Source organism: Oribacterium sinus (genome assembly GCF_963537195.1).
Classification (GTDB): domain Bacteria; phylum Bacillota; class Clostridia; order Lachnospirales; family Lachnospiraceae; genus Oribacterium; species Oribacterium sinus_A.
Genome location: NZ_CAUTEG010000012.1, coordinates 15,455 through 34,566, shown reverse-complemented (window position 1 = coordinate 34,566; position 19,112 = coordinate 15,455). Strand labels below are relative to the sequence as shown.

Annotated in this window: 15 protein-coding genes and 1 riboswitch; all 15 genes read right to left on the bottom strand. The window is 42.8% G+C overall.

The annotated features are described in order from the left end of the window. Nucleotides 1-77 precede the first annotated feature (77 nt). The gene (locus RYL27_RS02860; RefSeq protein ID WP_007157935.1) at nucleotides 78-1,331 is read right to left on the bottom strand and encodes an ATP-binding protein; all 1,254 of its coding nucleotides are present in this window, start codon (nucleotides 1,329-1,331) and stop codon (nucleotides 78-80) included. Nucleotides 1,332-1,647: 316 nt separating this feature from the next. Further along, nucleotides 1,648-2,811 carry an iron-containing alcohol dehydrogenase gene (locus RYL27_RS02855; protein ID WP_314965094.1) on the bottom strand — a complete coding sequence of 388 codons (1,164 nt, stop codon included), beginning with the start codon at nucleotides 2,809-2,811 and terminating at the stop codon, nucleotides 1,648-1,650. A 308-nt stretch (nucleotides 2,812-3,119) separates the two neighbouring features. Next, entirely contained in the window at nucleotides 3,120-4,469 is a 1,350-nt protein-coding gene (locus tag RYL27_RS02850) for a DUF5722 domain-containing protein (protein ID WP_314965092.1), read from the bottom strand. Nucleotides 4,470-4,686: 217 nt separating this feature from the next. Then, on the bottom strand, nucleotides 4,687-5,814 hold the full coding sequence (locus RYL27_RS02845) for a YkvI family membrane protein (protein WP_314965090.1): 1,128 nt from the start codon (nucleotides 5,812-5,814) through the stop codon (nucleotides 4,687-4,689). 515 nt (nucleotides 5,815-6,329) lie between these two features. Further along, on the bottom strand, nucleotides 6,330-7,484 hold the full coding sequence (gene grdD / locus RYL27_RS02840) for a glycine/sarcosine/betaine reductase complex component C subunit alpha (protein ID WP_314965088.1): 1,155 nt from the start codon (nucleotides 7,482-7,484) through the stop codon (nucleotides 6,330-6,332). Between the two features lie 17 nt (nucleotides 7,485-7,501). Continuing rightward, nucleotides 7,502-9,034, bottom strand: a complete 1,533-nt coding sequence (gene grdC, locus RYL27_RS02835; protein WP_314965086.1) for a glycine/sarcosine/betaine reductase complex component C subunit beta — start codon at nucleotides 9,032-9,034, stop codon at nucleotides 7,502-7,504. Nucleotides 9,035-9,166: 132 nt separating this feature from the next. Further along, nucleotides 9,167-9,640, bottom strand: a complete 474-nt coding sequence (gene grdA / locus RYL27_RS02830; protein WP_304071687.1) for a glycine/sarcosine/betaine reductase complex selenoprotein A — start codon at nucleotides 9,638-9,640, stop codon at nucleotides 9,167-9,169. A gap of 69 nt (nucleotides 9,641-9,709) precedes the next feature. Continuing rightward, on the bottom strand, nucleotides 9,710-10,039 hold the full coding sequence (trxA, locus tag RYL27_RS02825) for a thioredoxin TrxA (RefSeq protein WP_007157945.1): 330 nt from the start codon (nucleotides 10,037-10,039) through the stop codon (nucleotides 9,710-9,712). Nucleotides 10,040-10,050: 11 nt separating this feature from the next. Beyond that, entirely contained in the window at nucleotides 10,051-10,998 is a 948-nt protein-coding gene (gene trxB, locus RYL27_RS02820) for a thioredoxin-disulfide reductase (protein ID WP_314965083.1), read from the bottom strand. Nucleotides 10,999-11,271: 273 nt separating this feature from the next. Continuing rightward, nucleotides 11,272-12,579, bottom strand: a complete 1,308-nt coding sequence (gene grdB / locus RYL27_RS02815) for a glycine reductase complex selenoprotein B (RefSeq protein WP_183683265.1) — start codon at nucleotides 12,577-12,579, stop codon at nucleotides 11,272-11,274. A gap of 10 nt (nucleotides 12,580-12,589) precedes the next feature. Then, entirely contained in the window at nucleotides 12,590-13,870 is a 1,281-nt protein-coding gene (locus RYL27_RS02810; protein ID WP_308578907.1) for a glycine/sarcosine/betaine reductase component B subunit, read from the bottom strand. Between the two features lie 71 nt (nucleotides 13,871-13,941). Further along, nucleotides 13,942-14,340: a GrdX family protein gene (locus RYL27_RS02805; RefSeq protein ID WP_183683269.1), complete on the bottom strand. Its 399-nt coding sequence runs from the start codon at nucleotides 14,338-14,340 to the stop codon at nucleotides 13,942-13,944. 78 nt (nucleotides 14,341-14,418) lie between these two features. Next, nucleotides 14,419-14,508: riboswitch (glycine riboswitch) on the bottom strand. 408 nt (nucleotides 14,509-14,916) lie between these two features. Further along, the gene (locus tag RYL27_RS02800) at nucleotides 14,917-16,290 is read right to left on the bottom strand and encodes an alanine/glycine:cation symporter family protein (protein ID WP_183683271.1); all 1,374 of its coding nucleotides are present in this window, start codon (nucleotides 16,288-16,290) and stop codon (nucleotides 14,917-14,919) included. Between the two features lie 282 nt (nucleotides 16,291-16,572). Next, entirely contained in the window at nucleotides 16,573-17,181 is a 609-nt protein-coding gene (locus RYL27_RS02795) for an SGNH/GDSL hydrolase family protein (protein WP_314965081.1), read from the bottom strand. A gap of 14 nt (nucleotides 17,182-17,195) precedes the next feature. Then, nucleotides 17,196-19,112 carry a selenocysteine-specific translation elongation factor gene (gene selB / locus RYL27_RS02790; RefSeq protein ID WP_314965079.1) on the bottom strand — a complete coding sequence of 639 codons (1,917 nt, stop codon included), beginning with the start codon at nucleotides 19,110-19,112 and terminating at the stop codon, nucleotides 17,196-17,198.

Genomic DNA, 19,112 nt, shown 5'->3' with positions numbered 1-19,112 from the left:
TCTTGAATTACGTCTTTTCCGAAAATGAGTCTTGTCGAGGTTTGATAGTCAAAGTTTTGCATATTTTCCTCCTGTTTTTAGATTTCCATACTATCCGGATTAAGAAGAAAATCATAAACGCTCATCACCAATATGCCTTCTTCATTATAAAGTGGTGCCACAGCATCCTTTGTAATAATAATCTTTTTAAATCCATCGCCTGTATTCACCAACGAACGTTGCTCCTGTTCCATCTTTTCTTTATCAGGTAATGCATAGGCCGATTGAATATAAAATCTCTTTGAGCCTTTATTGCAAACGAAGTCCACTTCCAACTGTTTTCTAATTTTCTTACCATTTTTATCTACTTCATTCATCACAACAACCCCTACGTCCACATTATATCCACGAACTTTTAGTTCATTAAATATAATGTTTTCCATTACGTGAGTCTCCTCCACCTGCCTAAAATTAAGTCTAGCATTCCTAAGTCCCAGATCGGTAAAGTAATACTTTGATGGAGTATTAATGTACTTTTTGCCCTTAATATCATATCGAATTGCACTATCTATAAGAAATGAATCTCTAAGATAATCTATATATTTGATTATCGTATCTTTGCTTATGGACTTGTTCTTAACACTTTTAAATGTCGCTGATAGCTTACTTGGGTTCGTAAGAGAACCAATTGCTGACGATAAAATATTAAGAAGTTCTTCTAATTCCGCCTTATTTCGTATATTATTTCTTCCGGTAATATCGGAAATGTAGGTTTCTTCAAACAGGGATTTTAAAAAATCGGATTTCTGATCAGCCGTTTCAAAACCTAGGACAAGCGGTATTCCACCAAACAGTACATAATCCCTCCAGCCTTCTTGTTTGTCACCATCATATACGCTCATAAATTCGCCAAATGTTAGAGGATACATATGAACTTCATCCCCACGTCCACGAAATTCTGTAATAATATCCTTTGATAAGAATTTTGCATTACTTCCCGTTACATATACATCTACATTTTGCTTTCTTCCGAGGCTATTAAGAACTGATTCAAAATCATCAAGCATCTGGACTTCATCTAACAGAACATAATACATTCTTTCATCCGACATTTTCTCCATTATATATGGAAATAAGACCTCCGGATCTCTATACCTTTTATTCTCAAAAGAGTCAAACGCAATCTCAATAATATGATTTTCAGCAACTCCTTCATTTACCAAATACTCTTTAAAAAGATTAAATAAAAGATATGATTTTCCACATCTTCGCATACCCGTCACAACCTTAATTAATCCGTTATGCCTTTTCGAAATAAGCTTATTCAAATATACATCTCTACCTATTTTCATATTGGTGCACCTCGTCACATATTAGACAAAAATACAGATTCCGCATTTTTGTCTAATAGAAGTATACATCCTATCAAAGGCTCAATCAATACTCTAGAGCCAAGAATGCATAAGTTTATCACTGCTTGTTTTTGCCATTGTAGCGGAATACCTATGATTAGGGCTATTTCCCTGGTATAAACGCTCCCATCAATGTATTTACTCTACCAACACAAAAATGGCCAGCCGCCAAAGTGCGCTTAGCCATGTATTGTTACTACATTATATTCTGTAGAAATTAATTTAGTTGCATTCCGTCCTTCAAGGCATTTCGTTTTTATAGTGATTCCCTGAAAATCTCCGCAATATCCTTCTCTAAAAGGGGTGCCCAAGCCTCTTCCAGTCCCTCATTTTCCGCAACATGCTTTGCCATTTCGTCGATTCTGCTCTCATCAATTCCCACATCTTTAAGATGCATAGGAATGTTAATGGATTCGAAGAACTTGTAGGTTGCATCAATTGCCTGCTCCGCAATCGCAAACTTATCTTGCTTCTCATCGATTCCAAATACATTTATGCCGTACTTTACAAAGCGCTCCACCGTCTTTTCATTTAAGATATGCTTCATCCATCTTGGCGTGATAATAGCCAAGCCCTCTCCGTGGGTAATATCATAGTAGGCGGAAAGAGCGTGTTCCATGCCGTGGCAGGGCCAGCCGGATTCACTGTTTCCAAGGGAGTAAATGCCGTTACAACCATAGGTACAGCAAAGCATCATCTCTGCTCTAGCTGTGTAATCTTCCGGATTCTCCAGACATTTCTTTGTATTAATCATCAGGCTCTTTAAAGCAGACTCCATAAAACCGTCATTTAAGAGGGTAGAGTCCTCACAGAAATACTGCTCGAAAATATGGTTCATGGCATCCGCACAGCCTGCTGCAGTCTGCTTCTTGGATACACTAAAGGTATAAACAGGATCCAAGAAGGAAACCACAGGATAAAGCAGGGGATCACTATAGCCCGTCTTATCATTGGTTTCGGTTCTGGAAATTACGCCTCCCGCATCATACTCACTGCCTGTCGCAGCAAGAGTAATAATATCCACAATCGGAAGTGCTTCCTTGGCCTTTACCTTATAGGTAATCAAATCCCAAGGATCTCCCTCATACTTCGCCCCTGCGGCAATGGCCTTGGTGCAGTCCAATACACTGCCCCCTCCCACCGCAAGAATCACATCAATATTCTTTTCTTTACAGATTTTCACGCCGTCAAGAACGCTGGGATCATACTTGGGATTGGGTTGAATATCGGGAAGCTCATAAATCTCATAGTCCTTTAAAAGCTCCTTTACCTTGTCATAAAGACCAATCTTTTTGATACTTCCACTTCCGTAGCTAAGTAGAATCCTTTTTCCGAACTGCTTCATTACTTCCGGAAGTTCTTCGATAACATCTTTTCCGAAAATCAATCTTGTAGGTGTCCGATAATCAAAATTTTGCATGGTTAACCTCCTGTATTCTCTTCCGATTTTATTGGGTCATTTATTGGGTCATTTATTGGGTCATTTATTGGGTCAGCTTGAACTGATAGAAACTTTCCAGATTTTCCTCTGATTTCCTTTGTTCTACTTTAACTCAAGAATGATTATATTTTAGCCCCCATATATTTGCAAATTCAAGCTTTATTTCGCTTACAACTCGTTCTGTTATATTTCCATTTTTCATTTATACAGGCATTTAAATCAAGACACAAAAATAGCCGACCGGAATCTTTCCGTCAGCTATTTTCTCTACTCTCTATTCTATTGTTTTACTGCAAACTCTTATACACGAAATAAGCCTTTCTGGGTCTTCCGCCTCTTTCATAGGCATCCTTTAATCCGAAGTGCATCTCCTGCAATGCCCCCCCTACATTGTGCATCTCTCCCGGCTGGTCATACTCTCTGGCCAGGAAGAAGGCTTCCACATAGGGATTATTCTTGGCAATGTCATAAGCCTTGGCAATCTGGTCTGCCTGCACATCCTCATTGGTGGCATTAAAGCCCTGCTCGGAAAGAATCAGGTGTCTTACCTTACCGCTTGGAGAAAGGTACTCCGGCTTCTGTAAATAATCTGTGAGAACATTTAAGTTCTTCATATTGATAATCAAAGAATTCTCACTGTTTGTTGCCTTTCCGTCATCCTCAAAGTTCGGGTCGGAAAGTCCTTCCGGATAGGGATGCCAAGCAATACCGTAATCCAAATCCCGTAGTCTATCATTTAATAAACGCAGTAAGTCCTTTGCCTTGTAGTAACCTGCGGAAGGAGAATGCTCTGTCCAAACATAGTCAAAGGGAATGTATACATTGGCAGAGGGGTTATTCTGCTTAATGGCTGTGTACCAAATGCGGAAAGCATGGGCATACTGGTCCGCATAGTTTTCAATACTGCTGTGAGGAGTAAAATTCCATACGTTAGGATAGTTTATCTCATTCCCGATAACCCAGTTATCCACGGAATCCTTATATAAGGAAGCAAAACGATTGGCAAGCCTGGTGGTTGCATCGATTCCGGCCTGTGTGGCCACATTATAGCCATAGTAATGGGCTTCCTGTCCGCTAATTCCATCAGGAAGAGACTGGGGCTCCGGATTATTTCTCGGAGTGTTTAACATAATGGCGGTAACACTTACCCCGTTTGCCTTGGTATTCCGGAAGTTATCCATGAAGTTTTGCTCATAGTTGGTAAAGTTGTAAATGATATGCTTTACCCCTAAATCTCTCACGGAAGTGGCATCAAAAAGGGTATCTCTTGTTGCCAAGCCCTTCTTGGAACCGAATCTGGAAAATACCGTATCATTCTGCGCCGCTGCATTCCCTGCGGAGGCTCCTACACCCTTGGTTTGCACGGCTCCATTTACCACCCAGGCACCGTCGCTGTTTACCTGATACCCCTCCACCGTTGTGTTTGTTAAGAGATATCCGTCATTTTGAAAATAATAGGACTCGGCAATACCGTCGCCGTTTCCATCCACCCAGTTCCAACCGGTAAGATAGCTTCCATCCGCATTTTCATACCACCATCCGGTACCGTTACTTTTCCATGTTCCTGCAAATGCTGTCAGGCTCATCCCCAAAACCATAGCCGAAGCCAAAAGGGGAATCCATGTTTTTCTTCTCATACTCTACTCCTTATACAGAAAATATTTTTCTTATTCTACCGAAAATTGCCAAGAAAGGCTAGTATATTTCCGACATTTTCTTAAATAATAATTATATTTCCCAAAAAAGAAAGATAAGAGCTATTAAAAAAAGTGCCCCGCAATTTATGCGGGACACTCTATTTCAAACAAAATTTCTGATACCGCAAGGAAGCTGATGCTTCCTCCTACAGCTATATTAAACTACTGCAGGAGCTACTTCTTCCGCTGCTACCTTTACCTTCTTGCTCATTCTTGTGCGGATATCATATACCAGCATGAAGGCTACAAGAATAAATCCAAGGTATCCGTTCAATCCGTAAAGCACATTTACCAAAGAACGATAGGGTAAGAAGCAAGCGATAACGCAACCGATAATTCCTAATACTACGGTATAAAGCTTATACTTCTTGGTTCCTTCTTTCTCAATTCTTCCGATACTGGTCCAAAGAAGAGGAACGGAGGTGGTATAAATTCCGCAGAAGATAATTACCGCAAAAATACTTGCCAAAGCAGGAGAAATGGTATTTGCCAAGATTAAAGCGGGAATATCCGCCTGGCTGGTTACATCAATATGAGAAATCAATGCAACGCTGGCAATCACCATGGTTCCCATAATGAACGCTGCAGAGAAAAGCATTCCGATATTTACTTCCTTTACCCGGTTCTTGGAACCGATTTCTGCCAGAAAGCTGGCGAACCACAGAAGCATGAAGCCTGCATAGGAAGCTCCGGAGAGGAAGGGATTACCGTTACCTACCTGAACAATTTTATGCGTTCCGGTATCTACTGCCTTTAAATTCTCCCAGAAATTGCCTGCACCGTTAAAAATACTGATAACGGAAACTACAAGGATGAAAAATACGATGATGGGTCCAATCTTTCCTAAGGCTTCGATAACACCGTCTAATCCGAAAATTACGGTAGCAATAACAAATACAGTAAGGATTACGGCTCCTACACCATTGGGAAGTCCCCATTGCTGTGCAGCTGTAGCATTGGCTCCGCCACACATTACGATAAAGCAGGCATAGCAGAACAGTGCTGAAAAGTAGTCGAAGAAGTTTCCAATATACTTTCCACAATAGTGGGTGTAAATATCTCCACCTCTCTTTAGCTTCAAACGATTTCCGTTTGTTGCGAAGGAAAGATCGGTATAGATATAGATTGCTGCATTCACAGCGATGACAATCCATAGCTTTGATCCGTAAGAAGCCACGTACTGAATAATCTCTTGCATGGTGGCAAATCCGGCCCCAATGTAGAAAGCGATGCAAGCTCCACAGAAGCTAACCACTTTCATGAACTGCAAACTCTTTTTTTCCATTATTCTACTCCTTATTTTTCTTTTAATTCATTCATTTTTTAAGATGAATGTAAAGCAAATTGATAGTTTCGTTCTTCCTCCTTTCCCCTGATGTTTAATTGTTACTGTCCTCTATATTGTTTCCACATTATATCCGATAATTGAATACTATTCAATCTATTTTTCGGATATTAGGGAAATTTTTTTAGTTATTTCTTACTATTTTTCGTTTCTTGTCTCGAGCTTTTTTGTTTATTTTTTAACAAGTCTGTTTATGTATAAAATCACTTTTTCCTTCATTTTTGGGTACAAAAATAAGCGTAACCGCAAGAATGTATGTCATGCCCACAGCTGCACTTCTTATACAATCGGCCCGGGGCTTGCCTATAACAACTAAATTGTACGCAAAACAACTGCATTGTGCACAAATTGTATAGGCAACCCCTGCCTTTTGTTTTCTTTACGGACTTTCTTTAAGACACCTTCTCCAAAGGAAGGAGAACAGCCCGAAAGTTATATACTTTCTCCGAGAGAGATTAGGAAATGTATCCCTTTGCTCTTAAAATCTCTTCAGACTTTGCTAAATTGCTTTCAGAAACGCGGATAATCGGCCCTGTACAGCCCATTCCGGATTCCGCATAAATCTTTTCTTTCCAAAGCTCCAATACCGCATCATCCAAATCTGTTACTTCGATGCCGTATACAGCTGCGGTAACAATCTCCTTTGCCGGCATGGGAACAGATTCTCCCTGCTCCTTTGGCTTATTTGCCTCTCTGATTTCTGCAAGAATGCCATCTAAGCCGGCTTTCTTTGCCAATGCAAACTCTTCCTTCGCTACCGCAAAGACATTGCCCTTAATCAGATCTCTTGCAAAGCGAAGAGCATTCGCCAAAACCGGTGCTCCGGAAGCTCTGGATACAATCATCACCAGCTGGTTATAGTTCTCTCCGATTCCCGGACCATAACCAAAGCCCTGAGCCTCGAAAGAGCCTCCGGTGTTGAAGGAAGATAGCATCTTGGACAATACGTTTCCGGTTAAGGAATCACACACCAATACATCCGGTGTTCCCCGAAGAACGTCATTTCCACGAAGAACCGCACCGCCGTCGGATCTGGAGGACTCTGCGAAGTGAAGAGGATAGCCATTGGACTGTAATTTCTTTAAGGCCTTCTCTGTCTGTCTTGCACCGTCTACATTTAAAATACCTACAGTAGGCTCTTTGATTCCGCAAGCCTTTGCTGTGATGATTCCGTAAAGGGCATTCTTCACCATTCCTTCAATACGATCTGTACTGGAGGTTCCTGTAGTATTGGCAATGAACATCTCCTTACCGAATGCAGGAGTAATGGCTCTTCCTACAGTGGATACACCGATGGGGAAGGGATAGTGCATGGTTACCGCACCGTCAATCTTATGCTCCTTTAAAAGAGCATCCATCTTGTCATGTCCCTCTTCATCATTGTCCACCACAAGGGTTTCTACCGCATCATTTTTCAAAGAACCGATATAGAGTACGTCCACGCCATCCTTAGCCGCATCCACTGCAGCCTTCATGGAATTTTCCTCTCCGTGCTCCGAGCCCATACCTGTTAAAGCAATTCTCGGTTTCTTAGAAAAAGAGCCTGTTTCCAAACCTTCCGCCATAGCCAAAAAGGTATCCGCAATGAGCTCTTTTATTTCTTTTGCCATAATTCTCACCCTTTCTTCTATGCGCCCAAAATAGACTGTGCAAATTCCTTCATGGATTTCGCGATTAAGGAACGGATTTCTTCTTCAGATACTGCTCCGCCCTGACCCTTTCCGGTATTTTTCTGAATCAGGAAGGAGACACCGTCAAAGAGGTTTGTCATACGGCCAAGGAAGAGAGATCCCTTTCCGATAATCATAACTCTCTCCATATCTCCCTTTTCAATGCTTTCCTTGGCAAATCCCACATAAGGAACACCGGAAGGAATATGACCCTGGGTTGGAGCATATCCTACCAGGCCCTTCTCCTCACAGAACTTTGCTAAATCAGCCTTCTCAAGCCATCCCTTCTTAACAGCAAGAGCAGCAATCATCTTATAGTTTGCCATAGGAACATCTCCGGCTCCGGCAGGCTTGGTAATATCCGCATTCTGCATCTCAGGAGAGAACTTATCCACATCATTTACAGTAAGGCCTGCCTTCTCCAAAGGATCCGCTACTAAGGAACCGATAACGTTCTGTGGTGCGGCACCTGTTCCAACGGTATGTCTTCCAATAACATCCAGGTTGATTTCTGCGGAAACGCCGTCATTTTCAGAAACTACTACAGAGAAGGAGCCCAAGCAATCCTCCAGCATGGGAAGCTCTTTCTTTACATGGTCTTTTCCGTTCATGGCAAGCTTAGGTACGCAACCTCCGCCGATTACAAGTACGGTATGGAAAGCGCCTGCCTTTACCAAAGAAGCTGCCTCAATCATAGCATGGGAAGGTCCGGCACAGAAGCCTCTTGCATCGGAGCCGGTAGCATTCTCCAGTCCTGCAATCTCCGCTACAGCCTTCGCAAAGTTTCCGCCACCTCTCTGGTTTACGTCTCCGCAGGCTTCCTCGGAACAGTCAATAACATATTCAATGGAAAGCGGGTCTACATTGGAGGACTTTAAGGAGTGAAGAACAGCCAAAACGGAGCTTGCCTTGTTCATCAAGTTCTCCAGCATTACTTCAGCGGAAAGGTTTACGTCAATATCATGGGCTCTCTTTACGCATCCTACCAGCTTACCTTCATAGAAAAGAGGCTCTGCCTCATGAGCATCCACAAATCCCTTAATCACGGAATTCTCTACACCTTCTTGTACTCTGGCAAGGATTGCTTCTGTGATTACAGGATCCTTAGCAAGCTCTCCCTTGTTTGCTGCTACGAAGTCCTTATCCAAATAGAAAACCTCAAAGCAGTCACAAGCCTGTGCCAAAAGAAGGAACTCGTTCTCCGGCATAATCTCTCCGAAATGACCATAACGGTTGGCATTTTCTACCTTCTTATCGAAATAGGGGAACTCCACCTTGGCAAACTCCTCGGGAGTCTTGTTTCCGATATATGCCTGGTTTGGCCAGTAAGCTACACAATCCTCAAAGCTACGAACGTGCTTTCCCATTTCCTTTAAGAACTCACCGTCAGGATTTACCAGTCTTTCCTGCACAATGGTGGAGCCGTGCTGCAACATCAAGCCGGGAGTATATGCCAAACAATATCCGGAACCTTTAATGACACTATTCATTTTGATCACCTCATAATTTATTGTTAAGTTTTACAAATTTACCAAAGAAAAGATAGTTCTTTTTCTATTTTTAGTACTTTTTTTGAAAAGAATTTTGAGAAAAAAGGGAGCCCGTAAAAAGCTCCCTCGGTTTTAAAGGTACTTGCAATATTCAGAGCGAATACTATTCATTTCGTTGACAATATCGTCTACATCTAAAACCATTTCCATCATACTAACCTGGTCTTCATAAACAGATTCGTCAAACTCTGCCTTCAACTCTGGTTCGCAAACATGATATACCGTGAGTCCAAGCTGGACCCCAGTCAATGGGCCGGCAAAAGTAGGATCCCCTGCTGTAACGGTCTCAGCTGCAAGTCCTGCAGCCTCTCCCTCAGCAGCGCCAAGTACAACAACCAGATTCTCTGGTCCGAACTTATCAGCAAAATCCTTTACTCTCTTTTGATTTTCCAAGTCCATTGCGCCTGCGCTCGTTCAAACGAAGCACTCGGTAGAAGCAAATACTACTTCTCCGCCGGCGGTCTCTACACAAGCCTGAATAGCAGGTCCTGGTACACCGTCACGGTCACCGATGATGATAACTTTTTTACCCTTTAAAATAGCCATCTTTTCTCTCCTTTCTTTAAAGATATGTATCGTAATGACTTTCGTCAAATACGCAAATTAAATGATTGCTTACTGGTTTAAAGCAACATACTTTTCAACCATCTTCTGGATGGACTCTTCTGTTGCATCATCCTTAACCAGCTCTTCCACCTTCTGTCCATCCTTATAGATAGCCATAACGGGAAGTCCTAAAATCTTCTGGCCGATAGCCAATCTTCTAGCCTTTGTAGTATTCAGAGAAGTGAACTTTAACTTACCCTCATACTTGTCAGCCAAAGAATGTACGAATGGCATAAGTGCAGCACAGGGAACACATCCATCTCCGAAGAAATCTACAAATACATAGCCGGATGCCTTCAGCACTTCCTCTTCGAAGGTATTCTTATCAACCTCTAACATCTTGTCCTCCTTTATTTGTGTTCGTTAATATATTTCTCTGCCTGGGTGGCTGCAATAGCACCATCCGCAGCAGCAGTAACCACTTGTCTAAGACTCTTTACACGTACATCTCCAACGGTGAAAACGCCGGGAATATTGGTGTGCATATCTTCGTCTGTAGGGATATATCCTCTGTCATCCATTTCCAGATTGCTTTCCTGGAAAATCTCTGTAGTAGGAATTCTGCCGATAAATCCGAAAATTCCGAACATTCCGTCCTCTTCACTGGCTTCCAATACCTGTTCTTCTCCGGTAACTACATTCTTCACCTTAATCTTCTGAAGAATATCATCTCCGGACAGCTCTTCTACTACGGTATCCCACATAATATGCAGCTTCTCATTCTGGAAAGCTCTCTCCTGAATAGACTTTGCCGCTCTCAACTCATGTCTTCTGTGAATAAGAGTAACGGAGCTTGCAAACTTTGTCAAATACATAGCCTCTTCCACCGCAGAGTCTCCGCCGCCTACTACAAATACGGGAAGATCCTCGAAGAAGTTGGCATCACAGGTTGCACAGTAGGAAACGCCTTTTCCTAAGAATTCCTTCTCTCCCTTACATCCGATTGGACGTGGATTAGCTCCTGTGGCAATAATCAGAGTCTTACCCTCGTAGGTCTCCTTGGTACCGATGAGTCTTTTAACATCTCCGTCCAATTCTACAGCCTTGATGGTATCATGAGCTCTTTCACAGCCAAAACGCTCTGCCTGCTCAGTCATTCTCTTAATCAGAGAAGGACCGGATTCACCTTCCACAATCTGTCCCGGATAGTTCTCGATAGAATCGGTAATGGCAATCTGTCCGCCATCCTGTCCCTTCTCCACAATCAAGGTGGAAAGTCTGGCTCTTCCTGCATAAAGACCTGCAGCCAATCCTCCGGGGCCTGCTCCCAGAATAAGCACGTCATAAATCTTGGACATGGTTTTTCTCTCCTTTAGATATTAATAATATATGATTATACAAAACAGACTACGTCTATCTTGTGTGTAGCCGATAGGAATGGTCTTTGTTATGATAACAAAAACAGCTTTTCTTTCTCAATAGCCTTCTCTCTTTTTAGAGATAAAAAAAGTTCAAAGTATAATAAATAATTGTTATAGTGTTCGGTTTATATTCCTTATATAAAATTTCTTCAGGGCAGGGTCTCTGCCCTGAAGAATGAGTATTACGCAGTGTTTTTACAAAACACAAGCTTACTTGAAAATAGTCTGATCGGAAACTTCTGTGCAAAGAGCCTTTAAGGACTTCTCTACAATCTTTCTTCTCAGAGCCTTCTCCTCTTCCGGTTTCATAGCCGGATTTCCCAGTGGGTGAGGAATAGCGATTGCCGGAACGATACGGTTAGCACCTACTGTCATAGAGATAGGTGTAACTGTACAAATGTGTACTACAGGAATTCCTGTTGCTTCGATACCTTTTACCATTGTTGCACCGCAACGTGTACAGGTTCCTCACGTGCTGGTAAGAATGACCGCATCTACATGGTCCTTCTTAAGTTTTGCACCGATTTCCTCAGCAAACTTCTTAGCAGAAGCTACTGCAGTTCCGTTACCTACCGTGGTATAGAAGTAATCGTAAAGCTTTCCGATCTTTCCTTCCTTCTCTAAATCTCTAAGAACGTCAACAGGTAATACTCTGTCGGCATCCTGATTTGCATAGCTGGGGTCATATCCGCCGTGAGCAGTCTCATAGGTCTCTGCTGTTAAGTCATTTACGCCCTTTAAGCTGTACTCACCGTAACGAGTAGCGTTGGAAGATTCAATATGATCCGGATTGCCCTTTGGAACAATACCGCCGGAAGTTACTAAAGCGATGGTAGCCTTAGACATATCCTTGATAGCGGGCATTGGAGCCACACGGTCGAAGGAAGGCATTGGATACTCTGTGGTAAATTCCTTACCGGAAATCTTAGCCAAAAGCATCTCTACCGCACGCTTTGATCCTCTCTTCTCCTCGAAGAAGTTTACACGGATTCCCTGTGGGATATATCCCTCCTCCTTGGAGGAACCGATCTTCTCTCCTCTGGCAAGCTTCAAGCCAAGAGGCGCCATCTTCTTCACGGCATCTCTCATTCCGGCTGCACTGTTTTTGGTAGAAACGATATAAATCTTGCTCTTTGCCTCGTCAGCTCCCGGGTTCTCAACATACATACCTGTTATAACAGGGATGTGAAGTTCTTCCTGAACTGCTGCAGCAATAGTAGCGCAGGCAAATCCATAACGGCCGGCATTGAATGCAGGACCTGCAATGAATAAATCCGGCTTAAGCTCAGCAACCTTCTTTAAAATCTCCGGCTTTACCTTATCGGTATTCTCACCGAAGTAGCTATCTCCGCAAACGATGGTTCCAACGATTTCAGCCTCATCACCGAAAGCCTGCTGGAAAGCAAGTCCCGGTCCCATAGCGCCCTCATGGTACTCCATAGGATAGTCTGCCTTATCCTCTCCACCGACCTGAGCGAAGAACTGGTTAATATATTGAACAACCTTTAATTTTCCCATTTTCTTCTCCTTATCTTGCACTCAGCTTGTTAAAGCCAACCTCAGAGGTAGCACCGGTAATAACCTGAATTTCTACTTCCAAGGAACCGTCAGCCTTCACTGTAGTATCACTAGCTCCCGCAATCTTGGTCATGTAATCCAGAGTTCCGATTACCTTATCCAACTTCGGAAGGGTGATAAGCTGGTTAGCATTTCCACCGGTAACTAAAGCATTGGCTGCCACATCCGCATCTGCCAAGGACTGAGACTTTCCGTCTCTTCCTGCATACTCATCAGTGATGATTACCGTCTTGATTCCCTCAGCCTCAATCTTCTTACAGTTCATGATTAAGTCGGTATCCGGGTTTCCGAATCCTTCCTCAGTGATGATTACCGCATCTAAGTGAAGCATCTTGCAGAGCTTAGCGGTCTGGTTGGAGGAACGCTCTTTATCAGCAAGGTAAACGTTCTCGTTGGTAATAATATGAGCCACAAAGTTAATGGTCTTGCCGTGCTCTTCGAAAAGATCCTCTATAACAGGGTTGTTCTCGTGAACATAGCTTGGGTTCTTATCACAAGCGGATACGCAGTTTCCGGAAATGATAGCGCCGTCCATAGACTCTGTCGGATACAGAATGGTGGGAAGAATCTTCTTCGCATCTACGCCGTAAACATAGGTGTCATGAAGCAATCCCTGGGACTGAAGCATCTGAACATATCCAACTCTTGGAAGATCCGGGAATGCCTTAGCGCCTTCCATCAGATCCAAAGTCTCATATACCTTAGTCTCATCAGGAGTAAGCTCTTTAGCCTTCTCTGCAATAAATGCAGCAGTCTTCAAGCCTGCCAAACGAACAGCCTGCTCGTAGTCATGGGACTCTGTTCCCTCTACCGGCTTGCATACACAGGTGAGGTTTACAGTCTTGGAGAACGGAGTATACTCTGCTCCAAGTCCGCACATATCGATAACACCCTCCTGGAAACCAACGATAGGTCCTGCAGTAATTACTGCCATTCCCTTTAAGCAATAGGTCTTTCCGGATCCTACGGTATCTACAGGAGCAACCACTCCGGGGAATACGCCGCCCTTTCCTTCTACCTTTACTCTTGGCTCAATCACATCCTTAACCGGTGTGATACGAACGGATTCACCAGGTCTTGCCACATCAAATTCCACTTCTTTAATCTTCTCTTCTGACAGAAAAACTTCGCTCAGTTCTTTCTTGGATACATAGAGAACGTGGTCTTTGATTTCTGTTTTCTCGGCAAACTGGATGTCATTAATGAAAATCTTACCTAATTCCAGCTTCACTTTCATTTCCTCCTTTTAAGTATGATTCATAAAAAGCGCCAAGCACAATGCCTAACTGCTCCTTTATGTCCTTAATGTAACACTAAAGACTCTAACCCGCTGTCCAGCAGGGTCCAGTCCAAGGTCTGAAAATCCTTCTGTACCTTTTCCTCGTGAATTCGTTCGTTTTCTTCGAACTTCTCACAGGTATTCAAGGCATACTCAATCAAATCCAGGGACTTCATATCAAATCCTTCTTCCGGTGTCTTGTCCAGAAGTACAGATTCGTACGGAGTTTCATTGGGTTTAATGGAGCCATCTAAAGGATGGGTCAGAATCTTTCCTCCCATATGTACCATATCCCGTACCGCCTTAAGGGTATCCATGAAAGAAATCTCCTTGTAGTCAATCTCTATCTTCACGCTTGGATATTTCTTCGGTACATTTTCCTTCACCAAAGGGTTATTGGTAACAATCACTAAGGTTCTCATTACACTTCTCCTTTCTACAAACACAAAACAGGGGAACGAGAAATTTCTCGCATCCCCTGTTTCATTAGATTCAGAGTCCCCAACATATTCATCCTTTTACCTGAAAGATTCATCGTTTTTCAACAACTTGCCTCTTCGGTGGCTTTCGCGCTCTCTGAACATGCCTTATTTATGGTGCTTGTCAGCATTTTAACAACACTTGTAGAGTTTTTCAACAAAATTGTTTTATATATTGTTTTATTCTATAAGTATTTTCTACAAAATAATTTTTATGTCATCAAAAAATTTTTTATATTTCTAAATCCGTATTTCAATAAATTGCTTTGTCAGATTTTTACAAGATATTTATAAAAATTACGTTCTTATCCATAGTAAGTTTCTATAAGTCCAAAGCTTTATGGAATTGTCCAATTTCACAAAAGAAGATCTCCAAGGTATAATCAAATTACCCTAGACGAAAGTCTGAAATAGCCATAACAAATACAAAAGAAAAAAGTGCTGCCGGGCAGCACTTTTTTCTTTACTACTATTTAAGGAATAGAATTAGAAAAAAGGATTATTCATCCTATATTTCTTTTATTTTTTCACATGCTCTTTCACTACACGGAATAGAGCAAGCAGAGCCAATACATTCGGAATAACCATCAGACCGTTAAAGAAGTCCGCCATATCCCAAACCAATTCTACCTTTAATGTTGTTCCTACAATAATACAAGCTACAACAATCAGGGAGTAAAGAGTTACCGCCTTCTTTCCGAAGAGATACTGTACGTTTACCGCTCCGAAGAAATGCCATCCCAAAACAGTGGAGAAAGCAAAGAAGAACAGACAAATGGCTACAAAGAAATGTCCAAAATTGCCGAAGCCCGCTACAAAGGCTCTCTGGGTTAAAGCAATACCGGTATACAGAGGCTTCTGGGTTGCAGGATCCAACTGTCCATAGATACCGCTGGTTAAAATAACGAATACCGTAAAATTCAAAACAACAAAGGTATCAATAAATACGGAAACCATTGCGCAAAGTCCCTGATCATCCGGGCACTTCGCCTTTGCTCTGGCATGAGCGTGAGGAGTGGAACCCATTCCGGCTTCGTTAGAGAAGAGTCCTCTTGCAACACCGAAACGAATAGCTTGACGAATGGTGATACCAAGTGCCGCACCGGTTACTGCCTGAGGATTAAAAGCACCGATAAAGATAGATGCCAATGCTCCCGGCAAAGCGGTGATATGCATAAGGATAAAGACTACCGCACCCAGAATATATACGCCTGCCATAATCGGAACAATTTTCTCCAGTACAGCTGCCAATCTCTTGGTTCCGCCAAGGAAGATGAAGGCTGCAATCGCTGCAACAAAGACACCGATAGCTATAGGAGGAATTTCAAAGTTCATAATATGGAAGACTTCCTGGAATGCTGCACCGATAGAGTTGGACTGCACCATATTTCCCATAAAGCCTAAAGCCAAGATGATGAATACCGCAAAGAGTCCGGCCAAAACCTTACCCAGTGCACCGGAAAATGCAGCCTTAATGTAATATACAGGACCTCCGGTTATATCGCCATCCTTCTCTTCTTTATACACCTGAGCCAATACGGCCTCGCCATAGATGGTTGCCATTCCAAAAAATGCGGAAACCCACATCCAAAAAATTGCACCCGGGCCTCCACTGACAATCGCTGTTGCAGCACCTGCCAGATTACCGGTTCCTACCTGGGCCGCAATCGCAGTCGCAATGGCCTGGAAGGGTGACATCTCTCCTTTTTCATGCTTCTCACCCTTTAAGGAAAAGTGTCCGAAAACCAACTTAAATCCTTCTCCAAGGCGTCTTAGCTGAATAAAACGCAGGCGAATCGTGTAATAGATTCCGGTTCCACACAGCAAGAAGATCAGCAGAAAGCTCCAAAGGAACGTATTTCCTTTTCCAATAAAATCCTGTAAAACATTCATGGCTTTTCTCCTTTTCATTAAAGAAAAATGTTTGATTGTGAATATTTTATCCAGAATTGTTCTCTATAGCAATTTTTTCCGACTTTATATAGTAAATTTCTATATACATAGTCCATTTTGCTGAATTTTTCTTGCTATTTTGTATATTTTTTAAAGCTTTCTAAAATTTTAAACAATTATCTCCCATGCAGTTTGGCAAGACCGAAATAAAAAAGAAGCCATAAAGAATCAAAATCGTTTGCACTACATTATTTTGATTCTTTACAGCTCTAATTCGTCTTATTACGCTAAAAAATCTTTTTCCTTTATAAATTGTAAAAGCACTTCTCCCAGAATAATCTGCCCTTCAGGAAGAAGATGTACCCGGTCCGGAAAGCGGGGAAGGGCTAAAGCAAAGGGACTAAAGCACAGAATTCCTTTTTCCTTGCAAAATGCCTTTAGAGAAGCATCCCATTTTCCATCCAAGGTAGAAAAGGCTTCATAAGAACGATCTCCCGGAAAGGACAGAGAGGGAGGCGCAATATAAAGGATATGTTCCTTCGGGAAGGGAATTCCGTAGCGAGGACAGTCCTCCAAAAATTCCGCCAGCCTTTTAATGACTCTTTCTCCGTCAGGTCTTCCAAAGCTTAAGTAATCGTTGATTCCCAGAAAAAGAATCATTCTATCCTCAGGTTCAAAGTCTTTACATGCCTTTTGCAGATCCTCCCACTCAAAGGGAAGCTCCGGAATGCATCTCCCCACCTTTGCTTCTACCAGAAGGGAATAGTCAGGAAATGCCTGTTCCAAGGCATAATAATACCGTTCTTCCAAGGGCAAGCGCAGATCCTGATGCTTTTCATTGGGAAGATAACCGTAGCTGATAGAATCTCCGTAAATCAGTAGTTTTTTCACCTTGCGCTCCCTTCTTATTTTGCAGCGGATCCCGCCACACGCTCCGATTCTCCGGAAACTTTTTTCGTGATTTTTTCCCGGTCAAAATACTGAATCATGGCTTTTGCACATTTTCTACTGGTAGAAAATGCATCCTTAAGGGTAGCAATGCCCAAGACTTCTTCCTTTTGAAAATATTCCAATACCCAGGCCTTAACCTTCTCCAAATCCTGTGCAAGGATCAAAAGCTCAGGATCCTCTCCCACCTTCACCACTCTTCCTTCCACTACGGTATTTTGCAAAATATCCTGAAAATCTTCTTCCTTGGCCTTTCCTCTTTCCAGCTCTTCTAATTTCAAGAGCTGGTAGCTGGCATTTTCCAGAGTCGTTAAAATAGATTTTTCTATACCTTGATAATTTGCGTCTTTAAAATCCTCTTGGGAGGAAAGATAGAGCAGATCCCCCTTAGTTTGCAGTTCGGGAAGGAGAGAAAGCAGGGCATCAAAGACCTTGGCATTGCCCTTTTTCCATAACTTTTCCCGTAATTCTGCCTTTGCCATACCGATGCGATAGGGATGGGCTTTTCGGAATTTTTCCAACTCTTCCTTACATTTACTCTCCCAATAAAATTTATTGTCTCCATAAAGATAAACTGTTCCCTGCTGCAAAGGAAGCTCACAAAGCTTTCCGTTACCGCGTAGCTCCTCCACAAGGGGAAGCAATTCCTCATTTTCCAAAGAAAGGTCTTTTCCCGCCTCCTTTAGTCCGGCACCAAATTTTGCCTCCAGGAAATAACTTTCCAAAGTCTCCTCTAAAGAGCCCTCTTCCTTTCGTCTTAAGGCATCAATTTCCTCTTCCCGGAAACGCTTTTTCTTCTTGGCATTGGCCTCCAGAACAGTTCCTCCGCCAATGGTTTCCACAGGGCTGTAAAACCGAAGAAGGAAGGGATCCCCTTTGCCAAAAACCATTTCCTGCTCTAAAAGAATCTGACAATATCCCTCTTCCCCTGCCTTAAGCTCCTCTTTGTCCAGAAGAATAATACGACAAAGCAGTTCTGCGGTACCGGTCAGAAAATGCAGTCTCTCTCTGTTTTTAATGGTTCTTTGGGAGGAGGGAAGAATGCGTACCTTAGCATCCAAAAGCTTGGTATTTTCAAAGCTGTTTTCCCGAGCCAGTACAGCGCCCTTCTTGATATCGCCCTTCTTTAATCCTGTTAGGTTCAAGGCCACTCTCTGTCCTGCCACCGCCTGCTCTGCATCCTGTTCATGAACCTGGATATTTCGGATGCGCACCGGAAGACGCTTGGGATAAATCTCCACCGCATCCCCCTTTGTCAAAGTTCCGGAAATCAAGGTGCCGGTAATAATGGTTCCCAAGCCCTGAAGGCTGAAGATCCTGTCAATGGGGAGTCTGGGTAGACCGCTGGGGCTTTTTTCCGGAAGAGTTTTCACCATTTCCAAAATAGCATCCTTGCAGCCATCGATTCCCGCTCCGGTTTTCGTGGATACCTCCACAATCTTAGCCTTCTCCAGCATGGTTCCCTGGAATTCCTCCCGAATATCCTCTTTTACCATGGAAATCCAGTCCTCATCCACCAGATCGCATTTGGTCAGTACCACAATACAATTCTCAATGCCAAGCAGAGAAAGGATGTCCAAATGCTCTCTGGTCTGGGGCATGATTCCCTCATCCGCCGCCACCACCAGGAGCACCATATCCATACCGCAAACTCCGGAAACCATCTGCTGAATAAATTTCTCATGCCCCGGTACATCGATGACACCGCAGCGGGTGCCGTCCTTTAAGTCAAACCAGGTAAAGCCCAGCTCAATGGTAATCCCCCGATCCTGTTCTTCCTTTAAGCGGTCCGTCTCTCTTCCGGTTAAAGCACGAATAAGAGAAGTTTTACCATGGTCAATGTGTCCGGCAGTTCCGATAATGATATGTTTCAT